The organism is Streptomyces sp. CNX435 (genome assembly GCF_059570575.1).
This window is the reverse complement of record NZ_JCANTA010000001.1, coordinates 590956-607889: the sequence shown is the minus strand read 5'-3', so window position 1 is coordinate 607889 and position 16934 is coordinate 590956. Positions and strand designations below refer to the sequence as shown.

Genomic DNA, 16934 nt, shown 5'->3' with positions numbered 1-16934 from the left:
CATGGGTCGGGTGACGGAGCGGCGTCCGGTGGTACGTGTCCGGGGCGGGCGGGTGGACCGGCGGGCGGACACCCTGGTCGCGGAGGAGCCGCTGGAGATCCGGCTGGCCGGCCGGCCGCTGGCGATCACCATGCGCACACCCGGCGACGACTTCGCCCTGGCGGCCGGGTTCCTGGTCAGCGAGGGCGTCCTGGCGCGGGGCGAGGAGCTGGCGTCGGTGACGTACTGCGCGGGGGCGACGGCCGGCGCGGCGGGCGGGAACACGACGGGCGGGAACACGTACAACGTGGTGGACGTGCGCCCGGCCGCGGGCGTGGTGCTGCCGCGGATCACGCTGGAGCGGAACGTCTACACGACGTCGTCGTGCGGGCTGTGCGGCAAGGCGAGCCTGGACGCGGTCCGTACCACCACCCGCTGGCCGGTCACGGTCGACGACGGCATGCGGCTCACGCCCGGCGTGCTTGCCGCGCTGCCCGAGCGGCTGCGCGCCGGGCAGCGCGTCTTCGACCGCACCGGCGGCCTGCACGCCGCCGCCCTGTTCACCCCCGAGGGCGAGCTGATCGACCTGCGCGAGGACGTGGGCCGCCACAACGCCGTCGACAAACTCGTCGGCCGCGCCCTGCGGCAGGAGCGGCTCCCGCTGGCCGGCACCGTGCTGATGGTCTCCGGCCGCGCCTCCTTCGAGCTGGCGCAGAAGGCGGCGATGGCCGGGATCCCGGTCCTGGCCGCGGTCTCCGCGCCGTCCTCCCTGGCCGTCGACCTCGCCGCCGAGTCGGGCATGACGCTGGTCGGCTTCCTGCGCGGCGACAGCATGAACGTGTACGCGGGCGAGCACCGGATCGCGCTCGACGACTGAGCCCCGCTGAGCCCCCGGCCTGGGTAGACACTGTCCACCACCGTGGTAGACACTGTCCACCATGGCTCGGGACACCCGCGCACGCCTGCTGCAGGCGGCGCTCGAACTACTCGACGAGCGAGGCGTCGAGGCCCTCACCCTGCGCGCCATCGCCCGGCGCTGCGGCGTCTCCCACGGCGCCCCGCTCAAGCACTTCCCGCACCGCGCGGCGCTGCTGTCGGCCGTCGCCACCCAGGGGTTCCACGAGCTGACGGAGTGGGCCGGCGAGGCGCTGGCGAAGCTGCCGCCGGACGCGAGCCCGGCCCGGCGGCTGCGCACGAGCACGCGCGCGTACGTGGAGTACGCGGTGGCCCGGCCCGCGATGTTCGCGCTGATGTTCCGGCGCGACCTGCTCGACGCGCACGACCGCGAGCTGGCCCGCGCCTCGCTGGGCGGCTTCGACAGCCTCGTCCGCCTCGTCGAGGCCCGACAGGCCGAGGGCTGGCGGGCCGACGCCGACCCGCGGCTGCTCACCGGCGCCCTGTGGTCCGCCATGCACGGCACCGCCGAGCTGTGGTCCTGGGGCTCCCTGCCGCTGGCCACCGGCGCGACGACCATCGACGACGTTCTCGACGGCCTCTGCGGGGCGTTCGAGATCGACCCACCCACCGCACGACGAAAGCGAACCACGCCATGACCACCTCCTCCCCAGCCCCTCCCCCGGACTTCGACCGGGAGACCGCCGTCCACGCGAGGCCGGGCGAGCCCGGTTCGTACGACGCGGACCTGCCCGGCGCATGGAAGGTCGGCCAGGGCATCAACGGCGGCGTGCTGCTGGCCATGGCGGCCCGCGCCCTCTCCGCCGACCTCGGCGAGGCCCCCGACGACCGCCCGGACGGCAGCCATCCCGACCCGCTGTCCGTCTCCGCGTACTACCTCTCCACCGCCACCGCGGGCCCGGCGGTCATCCGCACCGAAACCGTCCGCCGCGGCAACTCCGTCTCCCACGGCGGCGCGGAGCTGCTCCAGCAGGAGGAGCCCGGCGCCGACCCGGTGGCCCGGCTGCGGGTGCTGGCGGCGTACGGAAACCTCGACGACCAGGCCGGCGACGTCCTGACCGCCGCGAAGCCGCCGGCGCTGGCCCCGGTGGAGCAGTGCATAGGCCACCAGGCGGCACCGCCGGAGATCCGCGCGGAGTCCCCGATGCTCAGCCGCGCCGACCTGCGGCTGGACCCGTCGTGCGTGGGCTGGGTGGTCGGCGCGCCGTCCGGGAAGGGTGAGATGAAGGGCTGGTTCCGCCTGCCGGAGGGCCGCGAGCCGGACCCCTTCCTCCTGCTCATGGCGGTGGACCTGCTGCCCCCGGCCAGCTTCGACCTGGGCATGGTCGGCTGGGCCCCGACGCTGGAGCTGACGGCCCACGTCCGCGCCCGCCCGGCGCCGGGGTGGCTGCGGGTGGTGCACGCGACGCGCAACGTCGCGGGCGGCTACATGGAGGAGGACGCGGAGATCTGGGACTCCGCCGACCGCCTGGTGGCCCAGTCCCGCCAACTGGCCCGCCTGCCCCGGCAGTCCTGACAACGGCCGCCCGCCGACCGTGCCCGGTGCCTCCCGGGGAGGCACCGGGCCGTACGCGGTGTGACACCGGAGCGGTACGGGGCGGGGCCGGTTTCCGCGGGTGCGGATCGGGGTCGTCGCGCGTTGCCGGCCGGCGGGCCCCGGACGCGTGGTACGCATGGCGGCGTGGAGTGGTTTTCGTCTGACGGGTACTGGCTGAGCCGGCTGGTCTTCCAGCGCGGGCTCGCCGTGCTGTACGTCGTCGCGTTCGTCGCCGCGGCGCGGCAGTTCCGGCCGCTCATCGGGGAGCGCGGCATGCTGCCCGTGCCGCTGTTCACCGCCCGGGTGCCGTTCGAGCGGGCGCCGAGCCTCTTCCAGTGGCGCTACTCCGACCGGCTGTTCGCCGCCGTCGCCTGGGGCGGTGCCGTGCTCGCCGCCGCGGTGGCCGCCGGTGCGGCGGATGCCGTGCCGCTGTGGGCGGCGATGCTGCTGTGGGCGGTGTTGTGGCTGCTGTACCTGTCGATCGTCAACGTGGGCCAGGCGTGGTATTCGTTCGGCTGGGAGTCGCTGCTGCTGGAGACCGGCTTCCTCGCGGTCTTCCTCGGCAACGACACCGTGGGGCCGCCGGTGCTGGTGCTCTTCCTGCTGCGCTGGCTGCTGTTCCGGGTCGAGTTCGGCGCCGGGATGATCAAGATGCGCGGCGACCGGTGCTGGCGGAATCTCACGTGTCTGTATTTCCATCATGAGACCCAGCCGATGCCCGGCCCGCTCAGCTGGTTCTTCCACCATCTGCCGCGGCCCCTGCACCGCGTCGAGGTCGCCGCCAACCACGTTGCCCAACTCGGCCTGCCATTACTGCTGTTCACCCCCCAGCCGGTCGCCACCTGGGCCGCCGCCGCCATGATCGTCACCCAGCTCTGGCTGGTGCTCTCCGGCAACTTCGCCTGGCTCAACTGGATCACCATCCTCATCGCGCTGACCGCCGTCGACGGCCGGCGCGTCGCCGACCTCACGCCGCTGCCCGAGCCGCGGGAGGCCGGCGGCACGCCGGTGTGGTTCACCGTCGCCGTCTTCGCCGTGACCGCGATCGTGCTGGCACTCAGCTGGTGGCCCGCCCGCAACCTGCTCTCCCGGCGGCAGCGCATGAACGCCTCGTTCAACTCCCTCCACCTCGTCAACACCTACGGCGCCTTCGGCAGCATCACCCGCGTCCGGCACGAGATCGTCGTCGAGGGAACGGCGGACACGCGGCCCACCGAGGCGAGCGAGTGGCGAGAGTACGGGTTCAAGGGCAAGCCCGGCGATCCGCGGCGGCTGCCGCGCCAGTTCGCGCCGTACCACCTGCGGCTCGACTGGCTGATGTGGTTCGCGGCGCTCTCCCCCGCGTACGCGGAGCGGTGGTTCGGCGCCTTCCTCACCCGGCTGCTCGACGGCGACCGGGACACGCTCGGGCTGCTGCGCCACAACCCGTTCCCGGACCGGCCGCCGGGCAGCGTGCGCGCCCGGCTCTTCCGGTACGAGTACACCGACTGGGCGGAGCTGCGCCGCACGCGGGCGTGGTGGCGGCGGGAGTTCGTGGGCGAGTACGCGGCGCCCGTGACGGCCGAGGGGCGGACGGCTTCTTAGCCCGGGTTCGCGAGCCGCTGCAGCCCCACCACCCGCAGCAGCTCCAGCCGTTCGTACGACTCGCTGCCCGGCCGCGCCGTGTAGACCACGAGGCGCTGGTCGTGCTCCGGGTTCAGCAGCACCTCGCAGTCCAGCTCCAGCAGCCCGACCACCGGGTGGACGAACCGCTTGACCTCCCGGCGCCGCACCGCCACGTCGTGTGCCTCCCACAGCGCCGCGAACTCCGCGCTGCGCGCCCGCAGCCGCCGCACCAGCCCGGCGACCCGGTCGTCGTCCGGGCGCCGGGCGAGGGTGGCACGCAGGTCGGCGACGGAGCGGCGGGCGACGTGTTCGCGGTCCTCGGGCGGGATGAGCGCGCGGCCGTCCGGCTCGGCGAAGAAGCGCCAGACGATGTTGCGCCCGTCCCCGGCGCGGGCGGCGGTGTCCCCGGACAGCGCCCGGGAGAGGGCGTTCTGCGCCAGCACGTCGCCGCAGTCGGCGAGCACCTGCGCCGGGGTGTCGGTGAGCCGGTCGAGGATCAGCAGCAGCCCGGGGCGTACGTGCGCACCCGCGCCGCGGGCGCGCGGCGGTTCCTCGCCGGCCAGGTGGAACAGGTGGTCGCGCTCGTCGTCGCCGAGCCGCAGTCCGCGGGCGACGGCGGCGAGCATCTGGCGCGACGGGCGGGAGCCGCGGGCCTGCTCCAGCCGGGTGTAATGGTCGGCGGACATGCCGGCGAGCTGCGCCACCTCCTCGCGGCGCAGCCCCGGCGTGCGGCGCCGCGCCCCCGGCGGCAGGCCGACGTCCGCGGGCGTGAGCCGCGCGCGGCTGCGGCGCAGGAAGTCGCCCAGCTCCGTTCTGTCCATGCCCACCAAGGGTGCCGTGCCGGCGGACGCGCAGCCAGGGACCGCCCGTCCCCGGACGAAGCCGTCTCTCCCGCCGCGTCCGGCCCGCCCGCAGGGTGGCGGGGACGGCGTACGAGGAGAGGAACGGAGTGACCATGAGCGTGCTGGTGACGGGAGCGACGGGTGCGGTCGGGCAGCGGTTCGTACCGCGGCTGCTGCAGTGGACGGGCGGCGACGACGAGGTACGGCTGCTGGTGCGCGACGCCGGGCGGGCCGAGCCGCTCGCCCGGCTCGGCGCCCGGCTCGTCGTGGGCGACCTGCGCGAGGCGGACGACCGGCGCCGGGCGCTCGCCGGGGTCCGGGACGTGGTGCACCTCGCGGCGGCGTTCCGCGACGTGCCGGACGAGGAGGCGTACGCGGTCAACCGCGACGCGACGCTCGCGCTCGGGGAGGCGGCCGTCGGCGCCGGCGTGCGGCGCTTCGTCCTGGTCAGCACCAACGTCGTCTACGGCGCCGGCCGCGGCCGGCCCGCCGTGGAGACCGACGAGCCGCGCGCGGACGGTCCGCTGGCCGGTGCGTACCAGCGGTCGAAGACGGACGCCGAGCGGGGCCTGCTCGGACTCCACCGCGAGCGCGGCCTCGACGTGCGCGTCGCGCGGCTGGCGTTCGTCTACGGGGAGGGCGACGGGCACATCCGGGCGTCGCTGCGCTGGACCCCGCACATGGCCGCGCACCAGCGGGTGCAGCTGGTGCACCAGGCGGACGCCGCCCAGGCGCTGTGGCGGGTGCTGCGCGCTCCCGGCATCGCCGGGCGGGTCTACAACGTCGCCGACGACGCGCCGGTCAGCGCGCTGGAGCTGCTGCAGCTGACCGGCGCGCGGATCCCGGAGGGGATGGCGGAGCGGGCGTCGGACGACCCGTGGCACGGGGTGGTCTCGAACCGGCGGATCCGGGAGGAGCTGGGCTTCCGGCCGCTGTATCCGTCGCTGTGGACGGCCCGGGACGCGGGCGCGCTGTAGCGGGACACGGCCCCGCCGGGGCCCGGTTCGTACGAGAGCGCCGTCCACGGCGTACGAACCGGGCCCCCGCACTTTCCCCGTCCCCGCCCCGCACCCCCGCACGCCGCGCCATGCTGGACTCCCCAGGCGTTCCCCGGCGAGCCGCCGGAGGTGCGCCCCTCGCAGAGGTTCCGTGCAGAGGTGATGGAGGATCGCAGATCAGCGGCCTTCTCCGGTACGGTCGCCGCGCCGGGCGCCCCACCGTGCTGAGGAGAGAAAAGCGTTGCGCGAGTTCACCGTGCCTCCCCTCGCGGATGCGCCGAAGTCGGGGGGCCTGGCGGACGTGGTCTTCCAGCGGGCCGCGCGGGAGCCCGGGCAGGTCGCGTTCGCCCGCAAGGTCGACGGCCGCTGGCAGGACGTGACGATCGGGGCGTTCCGCGACGAGATCCTCGCCCTCGCCAAGGGGCTGCTGGCCGCGGGGCTGCGCTTCGGCGACCGGGTGGGGATCATGTGCAGGACCCGGTACGAGTGGACCCAGCTGGACTTCGCGCTCTGGTCGATCGGCGCCCAGGCGGTGCCCGTCTACCCGACCTCCGCCCCCGACCAGGCGTACTGGATGCTGCACGACGCCGGCGCCGTGGCCTGCGTCGTCGAGCACGCGGACCACGCGATGACCGTCGGCTCGGTGATCGACAGGCTGCCCCGGCTCAAGCTGCTCTGGCAGATCGACGAGGGCGCCATCGACGAGCTGACCGCCGCCGGCGCGCACCTCGACGACGCCGTCGTCGAGCGCCACCGGCTCGCCGTCACCCCGGACTCCCCCGCCACCCTGATCTACACCTCCGGCACCACCGGCCGCCCCCGCGGCTGCGAGCTGACGCACGCCAACTTCATGGCCGAGGCCGACAACATCCTGCTGCGCTACGAGGCACTCTTCCGCCCCCACCACGGCGAGCCCGCCGCCACCCTGCTCTTCCTCCCCCTCGCGCACGTCTTCGGCCGGATGATCGAGGTCACCGCCGTCCGCGGCGGGGTCAGGCTGGCCCACCAGCCGGACCCGTCGGCGCCGGTGCTGCTCGCGGACCTCAAGGCGTTCCGGCCCAGCCTCATCCTGGCCGTACCGCACATCTTCGAGAAGATCTACGCCGCCGCCCGCCGCAAGGCCGAGACCGAGGGCCGGCTCGCCGTCTTCGACAAGGCCGCCGACGTCGCCGTCCGGTATGCCGAGGCCCGCGAGGAGGGGTCCTTCGGCTCCGGCCGCGGGCCGAGCCCGGCGCTGCGGCTGGAACACCAGGTGTTCGACAAGCTGGTCTACGCGAAGATGCGCGCGGCGCTCGGCGGCCGGGCGCGCTACGTCTTCTCCGGCGGCTCGGCGATGGAGCGCCGGCTCGGGCTGTTCTTCGCCGGCGCGGGCATCACGGTCATCGAGGGCTACGGCCTGACCGAGACCACCGCCGCCGCGGTCGCCAACCCGCCCGAGCGCCCCCGCTACGGCACCGTGGGCATCCCCATCCCCGGCATCACCGTCTACGTCGCCCCCGACGACGAGGTGTGGCTGCACGGCCCGCAGGTCTTCGCCGGCTACGTCGGCGACCGCCCCGGCGCCGACCCCGGGCTGCGCGACGGCTGGCTGGCCACCGGCGACCTGGGCCGCCTCGACGAGGACGGCTATCTGACGATCACCGGCAGGAAGAAGGAGATGCTGGTGACGTCGAACGGCAAGAGCGTCTCCCCGCTGCCGCTGGAGGAGCGGGTGCGGGCGCACCCGCTGGTCTCGCAGTGCCTGGCGGTCGGCAACGACCGGCCGTACGTCGCGGCTCTGGTCACCCTCGACCCGGACGGCGTCGCGCACTGGCAGCTGATGCGCGGCCGGCCGTCGATGACGCCGTCGGAGCTGGTGCGGGACGGGGACCTGGAGGCCGAGATCCGGCGGGCGGTGGTGGCCGCCAACACCCACGTGTCGCCGCCGGAGTCGATACGTACCTTCCGGATCCTGGCCGTGCAGTTCACCGAGGAGCACGGGCTGGTGACGCCTTCGCTGAAGCTGAAGCGCAGGGCGATAGAGAAGGCGTACGCGAACGAGGTCGAGGCCCTCTACCAGACGTAGGCCCGGGTCCGGATGGTGTTCGCCCCCGCCCCCGCCCGCGGACCGCCGGCCGTCCCGCTCGGAACCGTTGCACCCGCAACGGCGTCTGAAGGAGCGACCGGGAGTCGATCATCGAGGGGGAATCAGATGGCTGCGCCGGCCGGACGCGAGCTCGACTGGGACGGTTGCTTCAACGTACGCGACCTCGGCGGGCTGCCCGCCGCCGGTGCCCGGCGCACCGCCCGGGGCGCGCTGGTGCGCGCCGACTCCCTGGACCGGCTGACCGCGGCCGGCTGGGCCGCCGTCGCCGGCCACGGGATACGCACCGTGGTCGACCTCCGCAACGCCGACGACCACGCCCCCGAGCGCCCGCGCCCGGACGGGATCGGGCTGGTGCGGGTGCCGGTGGACGAGCTGGCGGGCGACGAGCGGTGGTGGCGGGAGTGGGGGCACGTAGAGGGCACGCCGCTGACCTTCGCCGCGTACCTGGAGCACTTCCCCGGGGTGCCGGCGGCGATCGTCTCGGCGGTCGCCGCGGCGCCGCCCGGCGGCGTCGTGGTGCACTGCGCCGCGGGCCGGGACCGTACCGGCTTCGCGTCCTTCGTGCTGCTGTCCCTCGCCGGGGTGTCCGCGGCGGACATCGCCGCCGACTACCTGCTCAGCGGGCCCAACCACCGGCGGGCCGCGGCGGCGCTCGGGCTCACCGACCAGACGATGGAGATCGCCGAGATCCAGGCCCGCTCGGGCCGGACCGCCACGCAGGTGATCGCCGACACGCACGCCGGCTTCGACCCGGCGGCGTACCTGGCCGCGGCCGGGGTGCCGGACGCGGTGATCGCGGCGGCCCGGGAGCGGCTGCTCGCCGCCGGGTGAGACGGGGAGCCGGCCGGTCGGCGGACGCGACGGTGAGACGGCGGCGGCAGGGCCTCAGCTCGCGCCGTGCTCCGGTGCGACGGCCTCGACCCGGCGGGCGAGGTCGAAGTCCAGCTCGGTGACCCGGCCGCCCACGCTGTGGGTGTTGACCGCGACTTCGAGGGTGTTGTAGCCGAGCGTGAGCGTCGCGTGGTGCCCCAGCTCCTCCTGGATCCGGGAGACGTCCGCGACCATCGCCGCGGCGGGCGGGTGCGACTCGAAGCGGTACGTACGCGTCAGCAGCTCGCCCTCGGCCACCGACCAGCCCGGCAGCCCGGTCAGCCGGGCCTCGGTGGCCTCGGGGGAAAGCGGTTCGACGGCCATGCGAGGGGCTCCCTTCGCGGCGGGGCGGTTCCCGGCCGACAGTACCGCGCGGCGCTCCGTTACCGTCGATGACATGACGACCCCCGGCCTCCCCGTCACACCCGGCACGGACGACACGCGCGGCGCGGACGGCGCGGACGGCGCGGACGGCGCGGGCAACGCGGGCGGCGCGGGCAACGCGGGCGGCGCGGCCCGTACCGGCGGCTCCGACGGCGCCGCCACCGCCGGCGCGCTGCTGCGCGACTGGCGGGAGCGCCGCGGTCTGAGTCAGCTGGAGCTGGCGCTGCGCGCGGACTCCTCCGCGCGCCACATCAGCTTCGTCGAGACCGGCCGGTCGCGGCCGAGCCGGGCGATGGTGCTCAAGCTGGCCGAGCACCTCGACGTGCCCGTACGGGAGCGCAACGCGCTGCTGCTGGCCGCCGGCTACGCGCCGCACTACCCCGAGACGCCGCTCGACGACCCGGCGATGGCCGAGCTGCGCCAGGGCGTCGAGCAGCTCGTCGCCGCGCACGAGCCGTTCCCCGCGTTGGTGATGGACGGGACGTACGACGTGGTGGCCGCCAACCGCGGCATCCTGCTGGTCCTCGACGAGGTGCCGGCGGAGCTGCTGCGCCCGCCGCTGAACGCGATGCGGCTGACACTGCACCCCGAAGGTCTGGCCAAAAAGATCCGCAACCTTCCGCAGTGGCGGGCGCATCTGCTGCACCAGATGGACCGCCAGCTGTCGCTGGTGCGCTCGCCCGCGCTGAAGGAGCTGTACGACGAGGTGGCCGCGTACCCGCCGGCGCCGGAGGCGGGCGACGAGGAGGTCGGCGCGGTCGGCGGTCGGGCGCCGTTCGCGCTGCCGCTGCGGATCGCACACGACGGTCACCTGCTGTCGTTCGTCTCCACCGTCTCCACCTTCAACACGCCCATGGACGTGACGGTGTCGGAGCTGGCCCTGGAGACGCTGCTGCCCGCGGACCCGGAGACGACGAAGTACCTGCGGCAGCAGCTCGGCTCCTGACCGCCCGCGGGACACCGGGCGATTCCTACCAACGGCGTTTCATAAACCTTTAATACCCCCTTATTTGACGCAGTGGTCGCTGAAGTCGCAAGATCAGCGGCACCTGCCGGTCTCCCCAGCGCACCGGCGCCCGAAGGGAGCCCGCCATGGTCAGCCGCCGCGACGTCCTCGCCGGATCGGCTCTCACGCTCGGCGCGACGGCCTTACCCGTCTCCGCCGGCGGCCCGCACCTGCAGTCGGCGACCGCCGAACCCGCCCGGGGCCGCGGCCCGAACGTCGTGCTGATCGTCCTGGACGACCTCGGCCACGGCGATCTCGGCTGCTACGGCCACCCGCTGATCCGCACCCCCCACCTGGACCGGCTCGCCCGCCAGGGCACCCGGTTCACCCACGGCTACGCCGGCTCCCCCGTGTGCAGCCCGTCCCGTGCGGCGCTGCTCACCGGCCGGGTGCCGCCGCGCACCGGGCTGCCGGAGGTGCTGAGCCGGGACGATCCGCACGGGCTGCGCACGCGGGAGCGGACGATCCCCGAGTACCTGCGCGCGGCGGGCTACGTCACCGCGGCGATCGGCAAGTGGCACCTCGGACGGCTCGACGGGCACCACCCGGCGCGGCACGGCTTCGACTCCTTCTTCGGCGTCGACGCCATGTACACCGCGGACACGTACCCCACGGAGCTGTGGCGGGACGGGGAACCGGTGGAGACGCTGCACAGCGACGCCGACCTGGCGGCGCTCACCCGGCGGTTCACCGACGAGGCGATCGACGTCGTGGACCGCGCCGGGGACCGGCCGTTCTTCCTCTACCTCGCGGAGTGCGTGCCGCACCTGCCGCTGGCCGTCGAACCGGACTTCGCCGGCCGCTCCCGCGGCGGCCTCTACGGCGACGCGGTCGAGTCCGTCGACCACCACCTCGGCCGGTTCTTCGACGCGCTGGCCGACCGCGGGCTGGACCGCGAGACCCTGATCGTCGTCGCCGGCGACAACGGCCCCTGGTTCGAGGGCTCGACGGCCGGGCTGCGCGGCCGGAAGTTCGAGGTCTTCGAGGGCGGGGTGCGGGTGCCGTTCGTCGCCCGCTGGACGGGCACCGTGCCGCGCGGCCGGGAGTCGCACGACGTGGTCTCCTTCCTCGACCTGCTGCCCACGGTGTGCGCGCTCGCCGGCGTCGAGCCGGAGCCGGACGTGGCGCTGGACGGCACGGACGTCGGGGCGCTGCTGCGCGGCGGACGGCTGCGGGAGAGACCGCCGGTGCCGTTCTTCCTCCAGGAGCACGCCGCGGCGGTACGCGACGGCAGGTGGAAGCTGCACGTGCGGCGGCGCGGCTCGGACCAGCGCTATCTGCCGGAGCTGTACGACCTCGACGGGGATCCGCGGGAGTCGGTGAACCTGGCGGGGCGGCGGCCGGAGGTGACCGCGCGGCTGCAGGAGTTCCTGACGGCCCTGGAGGAGGACATAGCGGCCCCGGAGCGCCCGGCGGTGGAGCTGACCGCCGACCCGCCGCTGCTCGCGGACCGCGCCAACACCGTACGGGTACGGCTGACCCGCGCGCTGCGCCCCGCCGGCGACCCCCTCGTGGAGGTCACGGTGTCGCTGGCGGCGCCCGACGGCTGGGGCTCGACGACCGTGCGCCGGGTCGTGGACCTCGGCACCGATCCGGTGGTCGACATCGAGGTCACCCCGCCCGCCGCGGTCGCCGCCCCCGCGGGCCGGCTGCGCACGTACGAACTGACGCCGCGGGCCGAGGTCGGGGGGCAAACCGTGGCGGGCGAGCCGGTGCTCGTGTACGCCGTGCCGCACGGCGACGACATCGCCCGCGCGCTCGACGCCGGCCCGGCCGGCTCCCCGGTCACGCCCTCGTACGCCGCCCTCACCCCGGACTCCGCCTGGGACGAGGCCGCCGGCTACGGCTGGGCGCCCGGGGCCCCGCCGCCCATGTCCCGCGACCGCGGCGCCCCGGACGCGCTGCGCCGCGACCTGGTCAGCGACCAGCCGCCGGCGGTGCTCCGGCTGCGGCTGCCCGCGGGCCGGCGCCGGGTCTCCGTGCTGCGCGGCGACGACGAGTACGCCACGCCCGGGATCGCCCTGACGGCGGACGGGACCGAGGTCCTCGCGCCCGGCCCGCAGATACCGGCGGGCGCGTACCAGTGGGAGGAGTTCACCCTCGACGGCGGGGCCGCGGGCCGGGTGACCGAGCTGCGGGTCAGCGCACCGGACACCGCGAACTGGAAGATCGTGGCGCTGCTGGTGCGCTGATCCCTCAGGACGAGGCCCGGACGGCGCGCAGTGCGCCGTACTGGACGACCGCGAAGCCCATCACCACCGCCGCCTGCAGCGGGATCCAGACGTACCCGGCGGTCGACGGGTCGAGGACGCCGGTGACCAGGACGACGACGCTCGCCACGGCCCAGGCGGCGTTCACGTCGATCACCAGCGACACCAGCCGCGGCGACGGGACGGCCCTGCGGGCGAGCCAGCCGACGTCGAGTGCGTAGACGACGAGCGCCGCGCCGAGCACGAGCAGCAGCCCGCGGTCCACGTCCAGCAGGTCGGAGAGCGGGCCGGCGAGCACCAGGTACGCCAGCCCGTTGCCGGCGGTGACGAGGGCGTCCAGGCCCAGCCAGCGGCGGAGCGGAAGCTGCGGGGCGGTGGCGACGGTCGGGGAGACGGCTGCGGACATGGCGGATCACCCTCCGGACGACATCGATGGTGGTCAGAGCCGGAACCCGGGCCGGAGTGCGCCGGTCCGGGCCCCGTTGCCCCTACGGTGCCCGCCCCCGCCCGGCGCGTCGATTACCCGCCGGGTAATGCGGCCCCGCGGAAACGCGCACGAGAGGAGCGCGCGGAACCTCCGCTCGACGCGTGCCGACGCCGCTCAGCCCGCCCGCTGATCCTCCGCGACGGGCCGCGGACGCACCTCGTCCGCCGGCGCCGCCGCCCGGCGCACGACCGGCCCCCCGCACTCGCCGATCCAGCGGCGCAGCACCCGGTGCACCGACTCGGCGCCGGCCAGCACCTCCCCGGCCGCCGTCGGCGGCGTCAGGCCCTCGGGCCAGAACAGGAACGCCCGGTTCTGCTCGCCGCCGAGGCCGCCGTGCGAGCCGATCTGGTCCTCGAAGGCGTGCACGGTGCCGGTCTCCGGGTCGTACGAGGAGTTGACCATGATGTCCGCGGCGTGCGGGAAGCCGGCGGTGCGCAGCACCGTCTCGGCGGCGCCCGGCCCGAAGGGCAGCAGCGGGTCGACGCCGACGACCTTGCCGGTCTGCAGGTGGTGCTCCGCGCCGTCCGCGCCGAGGACCATCGGCCCGTGCTCCTCGGAGCGCACCAGCACGAAGCCCACGCCGGGGTGCTCCGTCAGCGCGGGCAGCAGCGCCGGGTGGCGGCGCTCGATCGTCTCCCGGCTGGCCACACCGGGCAGTTCGGGGAAGGACACCAGCCCCAGGTTGCCGGAGCCGAGGACGACCGGCTCCAGACCGCGCCTGCCCTCGCCGTCGTACGCCTCCTCGCGGCGCTCCGGGCGGCGCAGCGCGGCGCGGGCGGCGGTGCGCGCCTCGGCGCCGCTGGGGGTCTTGCCCACCCGGCGGGAGACGGGCAGCCCGCAGCCGGCACGCACCAGGTCCTGCAGCGTGAGCCCGTACGCCGCGGCGAACGTCGGGCCGTGACTCTGCCCGTGGTCCGACAGCAGCACGATCCGGTACGGGCGCGGGGCGTGCTCCGCGGCCTTGGCGATGAGCGCGACGGAACGGTCGAGGCGGCGCAGCACCTGCTGGGTGTCGCGGTGCCGCGGGCCCGCGTAGTGGGCCACTTCGTCGTACGCGACGAGGTCGGCGTACACCGCCGTGCGCCCCGCGAGCATGTCCCCGATGACGGCGGCCACGACGACGTCCCGGGAGACGACGGTGGCGAAGGCGCGGATGAAGGGGTACAGCCCGCCGCGGCCGACGCGCGGGGTCTCCCGGCGCAGCCGGGAGCGCAGCGACTGGAACACCTCGCGGCCGGCCTCGGCGACGAAGGAGGCGAAGGTGCGGGAGGCGTTGGCGGGGTCGGAGAAGTAGGCGAAGTACCCGGCGCGGGAGCGGGTCTTCTTCTGCCGCCGGACCGCCACCGACAGCACCAGGGCGAGCTGCGTGGCGCCGCCGGTGAACAGGTTGCCGCGGCTGGCGGTGTCCCCGGGCGTGCCGGTGGCCAGCAGCCCGCCGGCCGCGGCGGCCTCTTCACCGGCGGCACCGGCGGCGCGGGCGGCACCGGCGGCGCGGGCGGCGGCCCGGCGCTCCAGCTCCAGCGCGGTGGACGGGTGGCTGCAGACCAGCACCTCGCCGGTCTCCTTCTCGTACCAGCGGAACGCGGGCACGTCCTCGTTGGAGCCGTGCAGGATGCCGAGCTGGCTGGCGCCGGTCTGGCTGGACCAGTCGGTACGCCAGGGGACGAGCCGGTGGCTGGTGCCGTGCCAGGAGGCGACGGTCTCCATCACCGGCGGCAGCCGGTGCGCCAGCAGCCGCTGCCCGCCGAGGCTGCGCCCGCCGGCGCGCTCGCGCTCCTGCAGCGCGGCGTGCAGCACGTCGTGGCCGACGCCGTCGAGCTGGAGGAAGACGATGCCGGGGTCGGCGTCCGGGGAGACCGCGGGGGCGCCGCGGCGGTACGCGAGCCGGGCGAGCCGGCGGCGGTACGCGCCGTCGTCGCGGACGGTGAGCGCGGTGCTGGTGGCGGAGGACGCCGCGGACATCACGGCGGCGACGACGACGGCCGTCTCCGGGTTGGCCTCGCCGCGGCCGGTGGGGATGAGGCTGAGCGCGATCAGCAGCAGGGAGCCGTTGAGGAAGAAGACGAGCAGCCCGAGCACGAACGCGGGCACCAGCAGCAGGGCCCGTACGAGGACGGGCCAGACCAGCGCGGAGAGCACGCCGAAGACGCCGGCGCCGATGGCGGCGGTGACGGCGATGTGGGTGGCGCTGTCGCCGCCGGGCGACTGGAGGCGGAAGTCGGGCAGGGCACCGGCGAGGATGAGCATGGTCAGGGTGCCGACGGCCCACACGACGACGATCCGGCCGAGGCCGCGGGCGGCGGCGCGGCGCCCCTTGCGGGTGGCGGCGGCGCGCAGGGCCGTGAGCCCGCGGGCGTCGGGGCCCGCGCCCCTCCCGGACCCGGGCTCCGCCCCCGGCCCGGCGTCCTCCCCGGGCTCCTTCTCCGGCTCTGCCATGCGCTCTCTCACCTCCGCTCCTGTCGTACCAGCCTTCCACAGCCGGACGACAGTCAGTTCCGCCCGGCCCCGCGCCCGGCCCCGCGGCACCGCGCCGGGCGCGGGGGACGCCGTACCCTCGGTGGGGCCGGAGCAGGTGGCGGCGGCGGAAGGAGCGGGCGTTGCCGGTCGAGATCACGTGGTGGGGACACGCCACCGCGACGGTGCGGGACTCCGGGGTACGGGTCCTGACCGACCCGCTGTTCGTGGCGCGGCTGATGCACCTGCGCCGCCGCCGCGGCGCGCTGCCCCCGCCGTCGGCCGCGATCGCCGACGTCGTGGTCGTCTCCCACCTGCACTCCGACCACCTCCACCTGCCGTCCCTCGCCCGGCTCGCGCCGGGCACCCGGCTCGTGGTGCCGCACGGTGCGCGGGCCGCGGTGCCGGGGCTCCGGCGGCTCGCCGCGGTGCGCGGGCTGCCGGTGACCGAGGTGCGCCCGGGCGACGAGATCGCCGCCGGTGCGCTGACGATCCGCGCCGTGCCCGCCGCGCACGACGGCCGCCGCTGGCCGTACGGGACGCGCACGGCGCCCGCGCTGGGCTACGTGATCCAGGGCGAGGCCCGCACCTACTTCGCCGGCGACACCGGCCTCTTCGACGGCATGGCCCGCGCCGTGGGCGCGTGCGACGTGGCGATGCTGCCCGTCGGCGGCTGGGGCCCGTTCCTCGGCCACGGGCACCTCGACCCCGGCCGCGCCGCCGAGGCGCTCGCCGAGCTGGCGCCGCGCGCGGCGGTGCCGGTGCACTACGGCACGTACTGGCCGATCGGCATGGACGCCGTCCGCCCGCACGAGTTCCACGCCCCCGGCGACGACTTCGTGCGCCGGGCCGCGGCGCTCGCGCCCGGGGTGGCGGTGCACCGGCTGGGGCACGGCGAGAGCATGCGGCTGGAGGCGGCCCGTTGAGGATGCCGGGCGTGGCGCCCGGGCTGCTCGCCGCCGCCCCGGACGTGGCTCCCGCACAGCAGGCGGTGGGCTACCCGTCGCTGTTCCTGCTCGTGCTCGTGGGGTCGCTGGTGCCCGTGGTGCCGACGGGCGCGGTCGTCAGTTCCGCCGCCGTCGTCGCGTTCCACCACGAGGCCGCGTACGCACTGCTGCTGGTGTTCGCCACCGCCGCGATCGCCGCCTTCCTCGGCGACGTGGCGCTGTACTGGCTGGGCGGCCGGGGCGTGCGCTCGCGCAACGGCTCGCGCTGGCTCGACCGGCTGCGCGAGCGCGTCGCGCCCGAGCAGCTGGCGAACGCGCAGCGGAAGCTGGAGCGGCACCGGATCTCCGTGCTGGTGCTGTCGCGGCTGATGCCCGCCGGGCGGATCCCGGTGATGCTGGCGTGCCTGCTGGCGCGCATGCCGCTGCGCACGTTCGTCCGCGGCAACTTCCCCGCCTGCCTGGCGTGGGCGGCCACGTACCAGCTGATCGGCATTCTCGGCGGCTCGCTGTTCCCCGAGCCGTGGCAGGGGGTGGCGGCGGCGGTGCTGCTGACGGTGGTGATCAGCGTGGCGCCGCCGGTGTGGCGCCGGGTGCGCGGCGACGGCCGGTAGGCG

15 protein-coding genes are annotated in these 16934 nt (G+C 75.6%); 11 read left to right on the top strand and 4 right to left on the bottom strand.

The annotated features are described in order from the left end of the window. Position 1 precedes the first annotated feature (1 nt). The 4 genes from fdhD to T328_RS02545 all read left to right on the top strand — a co-directional run bounded on the left by fdhD (position 2) and on the right by T328_RS02545 (position 4015). Positions 2–856: a formate dehydrogenase accessory sulfurtransferase FdhD gene (fdhD, locus tag T328_RS02560; protein ID WP_496494134.1), complete on the top strand. Its 855-nt coding sequence runs from the start codon at positions 2–4 to the stop codon at positions 854–856. A gap of 61 nt (positions 857–917) precedes the next feature. Next, the gene (locus tag T328_RS02555) at positions 918–1532 is read left to right on the top strand and encodes a TetR/AcrR family transcriptional regulator (RefSeq protein WP_496494133.1); all 615 of its coding nucleotides are present in this window, start codon (positions 918–920) and stop codon (positions 1530–1532) included. Continuing rightward, the gene (locus tag T328_RS02550; RefSeq protein ID WP_496494132.1) at positions 1529–2410 is read left to right on the top strand and encodes a thioesterase family protein; all 882 of its coding nucleotides are present in this window, start codon (positions 1529–1531) and stop codon (positions 2408–2410) included. The genes T328_RS02555 and T328_RS02550 overlap by 4 nt, the downstream gene beginning before the upstream one ends. 165 nt (positions 2411–2575) lie before the next feature. Beyond that, positions 2576–4015, top strand: coding sequence for a lipase maturation factor family protein (locus tag T328_RS02545; protein WP_496494131.1), 1440 nt, complete (start codon positions 2576–2578; stop codon positions 4013–4015). On the opposite strand, the gene T328_RS02540 is transcribed toward T328_RS02545, so the two are convergent. Continuing rightward, entirely contained in the window at positions 4012–4857 is an 846-nt protein-coding gene (locus T328_RS02540; protein ID WP_496494130.1) for a helix-turn-helix transcriptional regulator, read from the bottom strand. The genes T328_RS02545 and T328_RS02540 overlap by 4 nt on opposite strands. A 134-nt stretch (positions 4858–4991) precedes the next feature. Between T328_RS02540 and T328_RS02535 the strand changes: the two genes are divergently transcribed. From T328_RS02535 to T328_RS02525, 3 genes are all read left to right on the top strand, one after another. Next, entirely contained in the window at positions 4992–5855 is an 864-nt protein-coding gene (locus tag T328_RS02535; protein WP_496494129.1) for an NAD-dependent epimerase/dehydratase family protein, read from the top strand. A gap of 262 nt (positions 5856–6117) precedes the next feature. Then, positions 6118–7941, top strand: a complete 1824-nt coding sequence (locus tag T328_RS02530) for an AMP-dependent synthetase/ligase (RefSeq protein WP_496494128.1) — start codon at positions 6118–6120, stop codon at positions 7939–7941. Between the two features lie 126 nt (positions 7942–8067). Then, a complete protein-coding gene (locus tag T328_RS02525) occupies positions 8068–8793 on the top strand; it encodes a tyrosine-protein phosphatase (protein WP_496494127.1) in 726 nt (241 codons plus the stop codon). Positions 8794–8847: 54 nt separating this feature from the next. On the opposite strand, the gene T328_RS02520 is transcribed toward T328_RS02525, so the two are convergent. Further along, positions 8848–9156 (bottom strand): 4a-hydroxytetrahydrobiopterin dehydratase, encoded by a 309-nt coding sequence (locus tag T328_RS02520; RefSeq protein WP_496494126.1) that lies wholly within the window; start codon positions 9154–9156, stop codon positions 8848–8850. Positions 9157–9229: 73 nt separating this feature from the next. On the opposite strand from T328_RS02520, the gene T328_RS02515 reads away from it, so the two are divergent. Together T328_RS02515 and T328_RS02510 are read left to right on the top strand one after the other, a co-directional pair. After that, positions 9230–10162, top strand: a complete 933-nt coding sequence (locus tag T328_RS02515) for a helix-turn-helix domain-containing protein (RefSeq protein ID WP_496494125.1) — start codon at positions 9230–9232, stop codon at positions 10160–10162. A gap of 146 nt (positions 10163–10308) precedes the next feature. Beyond that, entirely contained in the window at positions 10309–12414 is a 2106-nt protein-coding gene (locus T328_RS02510) for a sulfatase family protein (RefSeq protein ID WP_496494124.1), read from the top strand. Between the two features lie 4 nt (positions 12415–12418). Here T328_RS02510 and T328_RS02505 read toward each other — a convergent pair whose 3' ends face one another. Together T328_RS02505 and T328_RS02500 are read right to left on the bottom strand one after the other, a co-directional pair. Further along, entirely contained in the window at positions 12419–12838 is a 420-nt protein-coding gene (locus tag T328_RS02505; protein WP_496494123.1) for a hypothetical protein, read from the bottom strand. A gap of 195 nt (positions 12839–13033) precedes the next feature. Beyond that, entirely contained in the window at positions 13034–15355 is a 2322-nt protein-coding gene (locus T328_RS02500; protein WP_496494122.1) for a phage holin family protein, read from the bottom strand. Between the two features lie 161 nt (positions 15356–15516). Here T328_RS02500 and T328_RS02495 point away from each other — a divergent pair, with 161 nt between their 5' ends. Then, positions 15517–16299, top strand: coding sequence for an MBL fold metallo-hydrolase (locus T328_RS02495; RefSeq protein WP_496494121.1), 783 nt, complete (start codon positions 15517–15519; stop codon positions 16297–16299). A gap of 2 nt (positions 16300–16301) precedes the next feature. After that, positions 16302–16931, top strand: a complete 630-nt coding sequence (locus T328_RS02490; protein WP_496494311.1) for a DedA family protein — start codon at positions 16302–16304, stop codon at positions 16929–16931. Positions 16932–16934 lie beyond the last annotated feature (3 nt).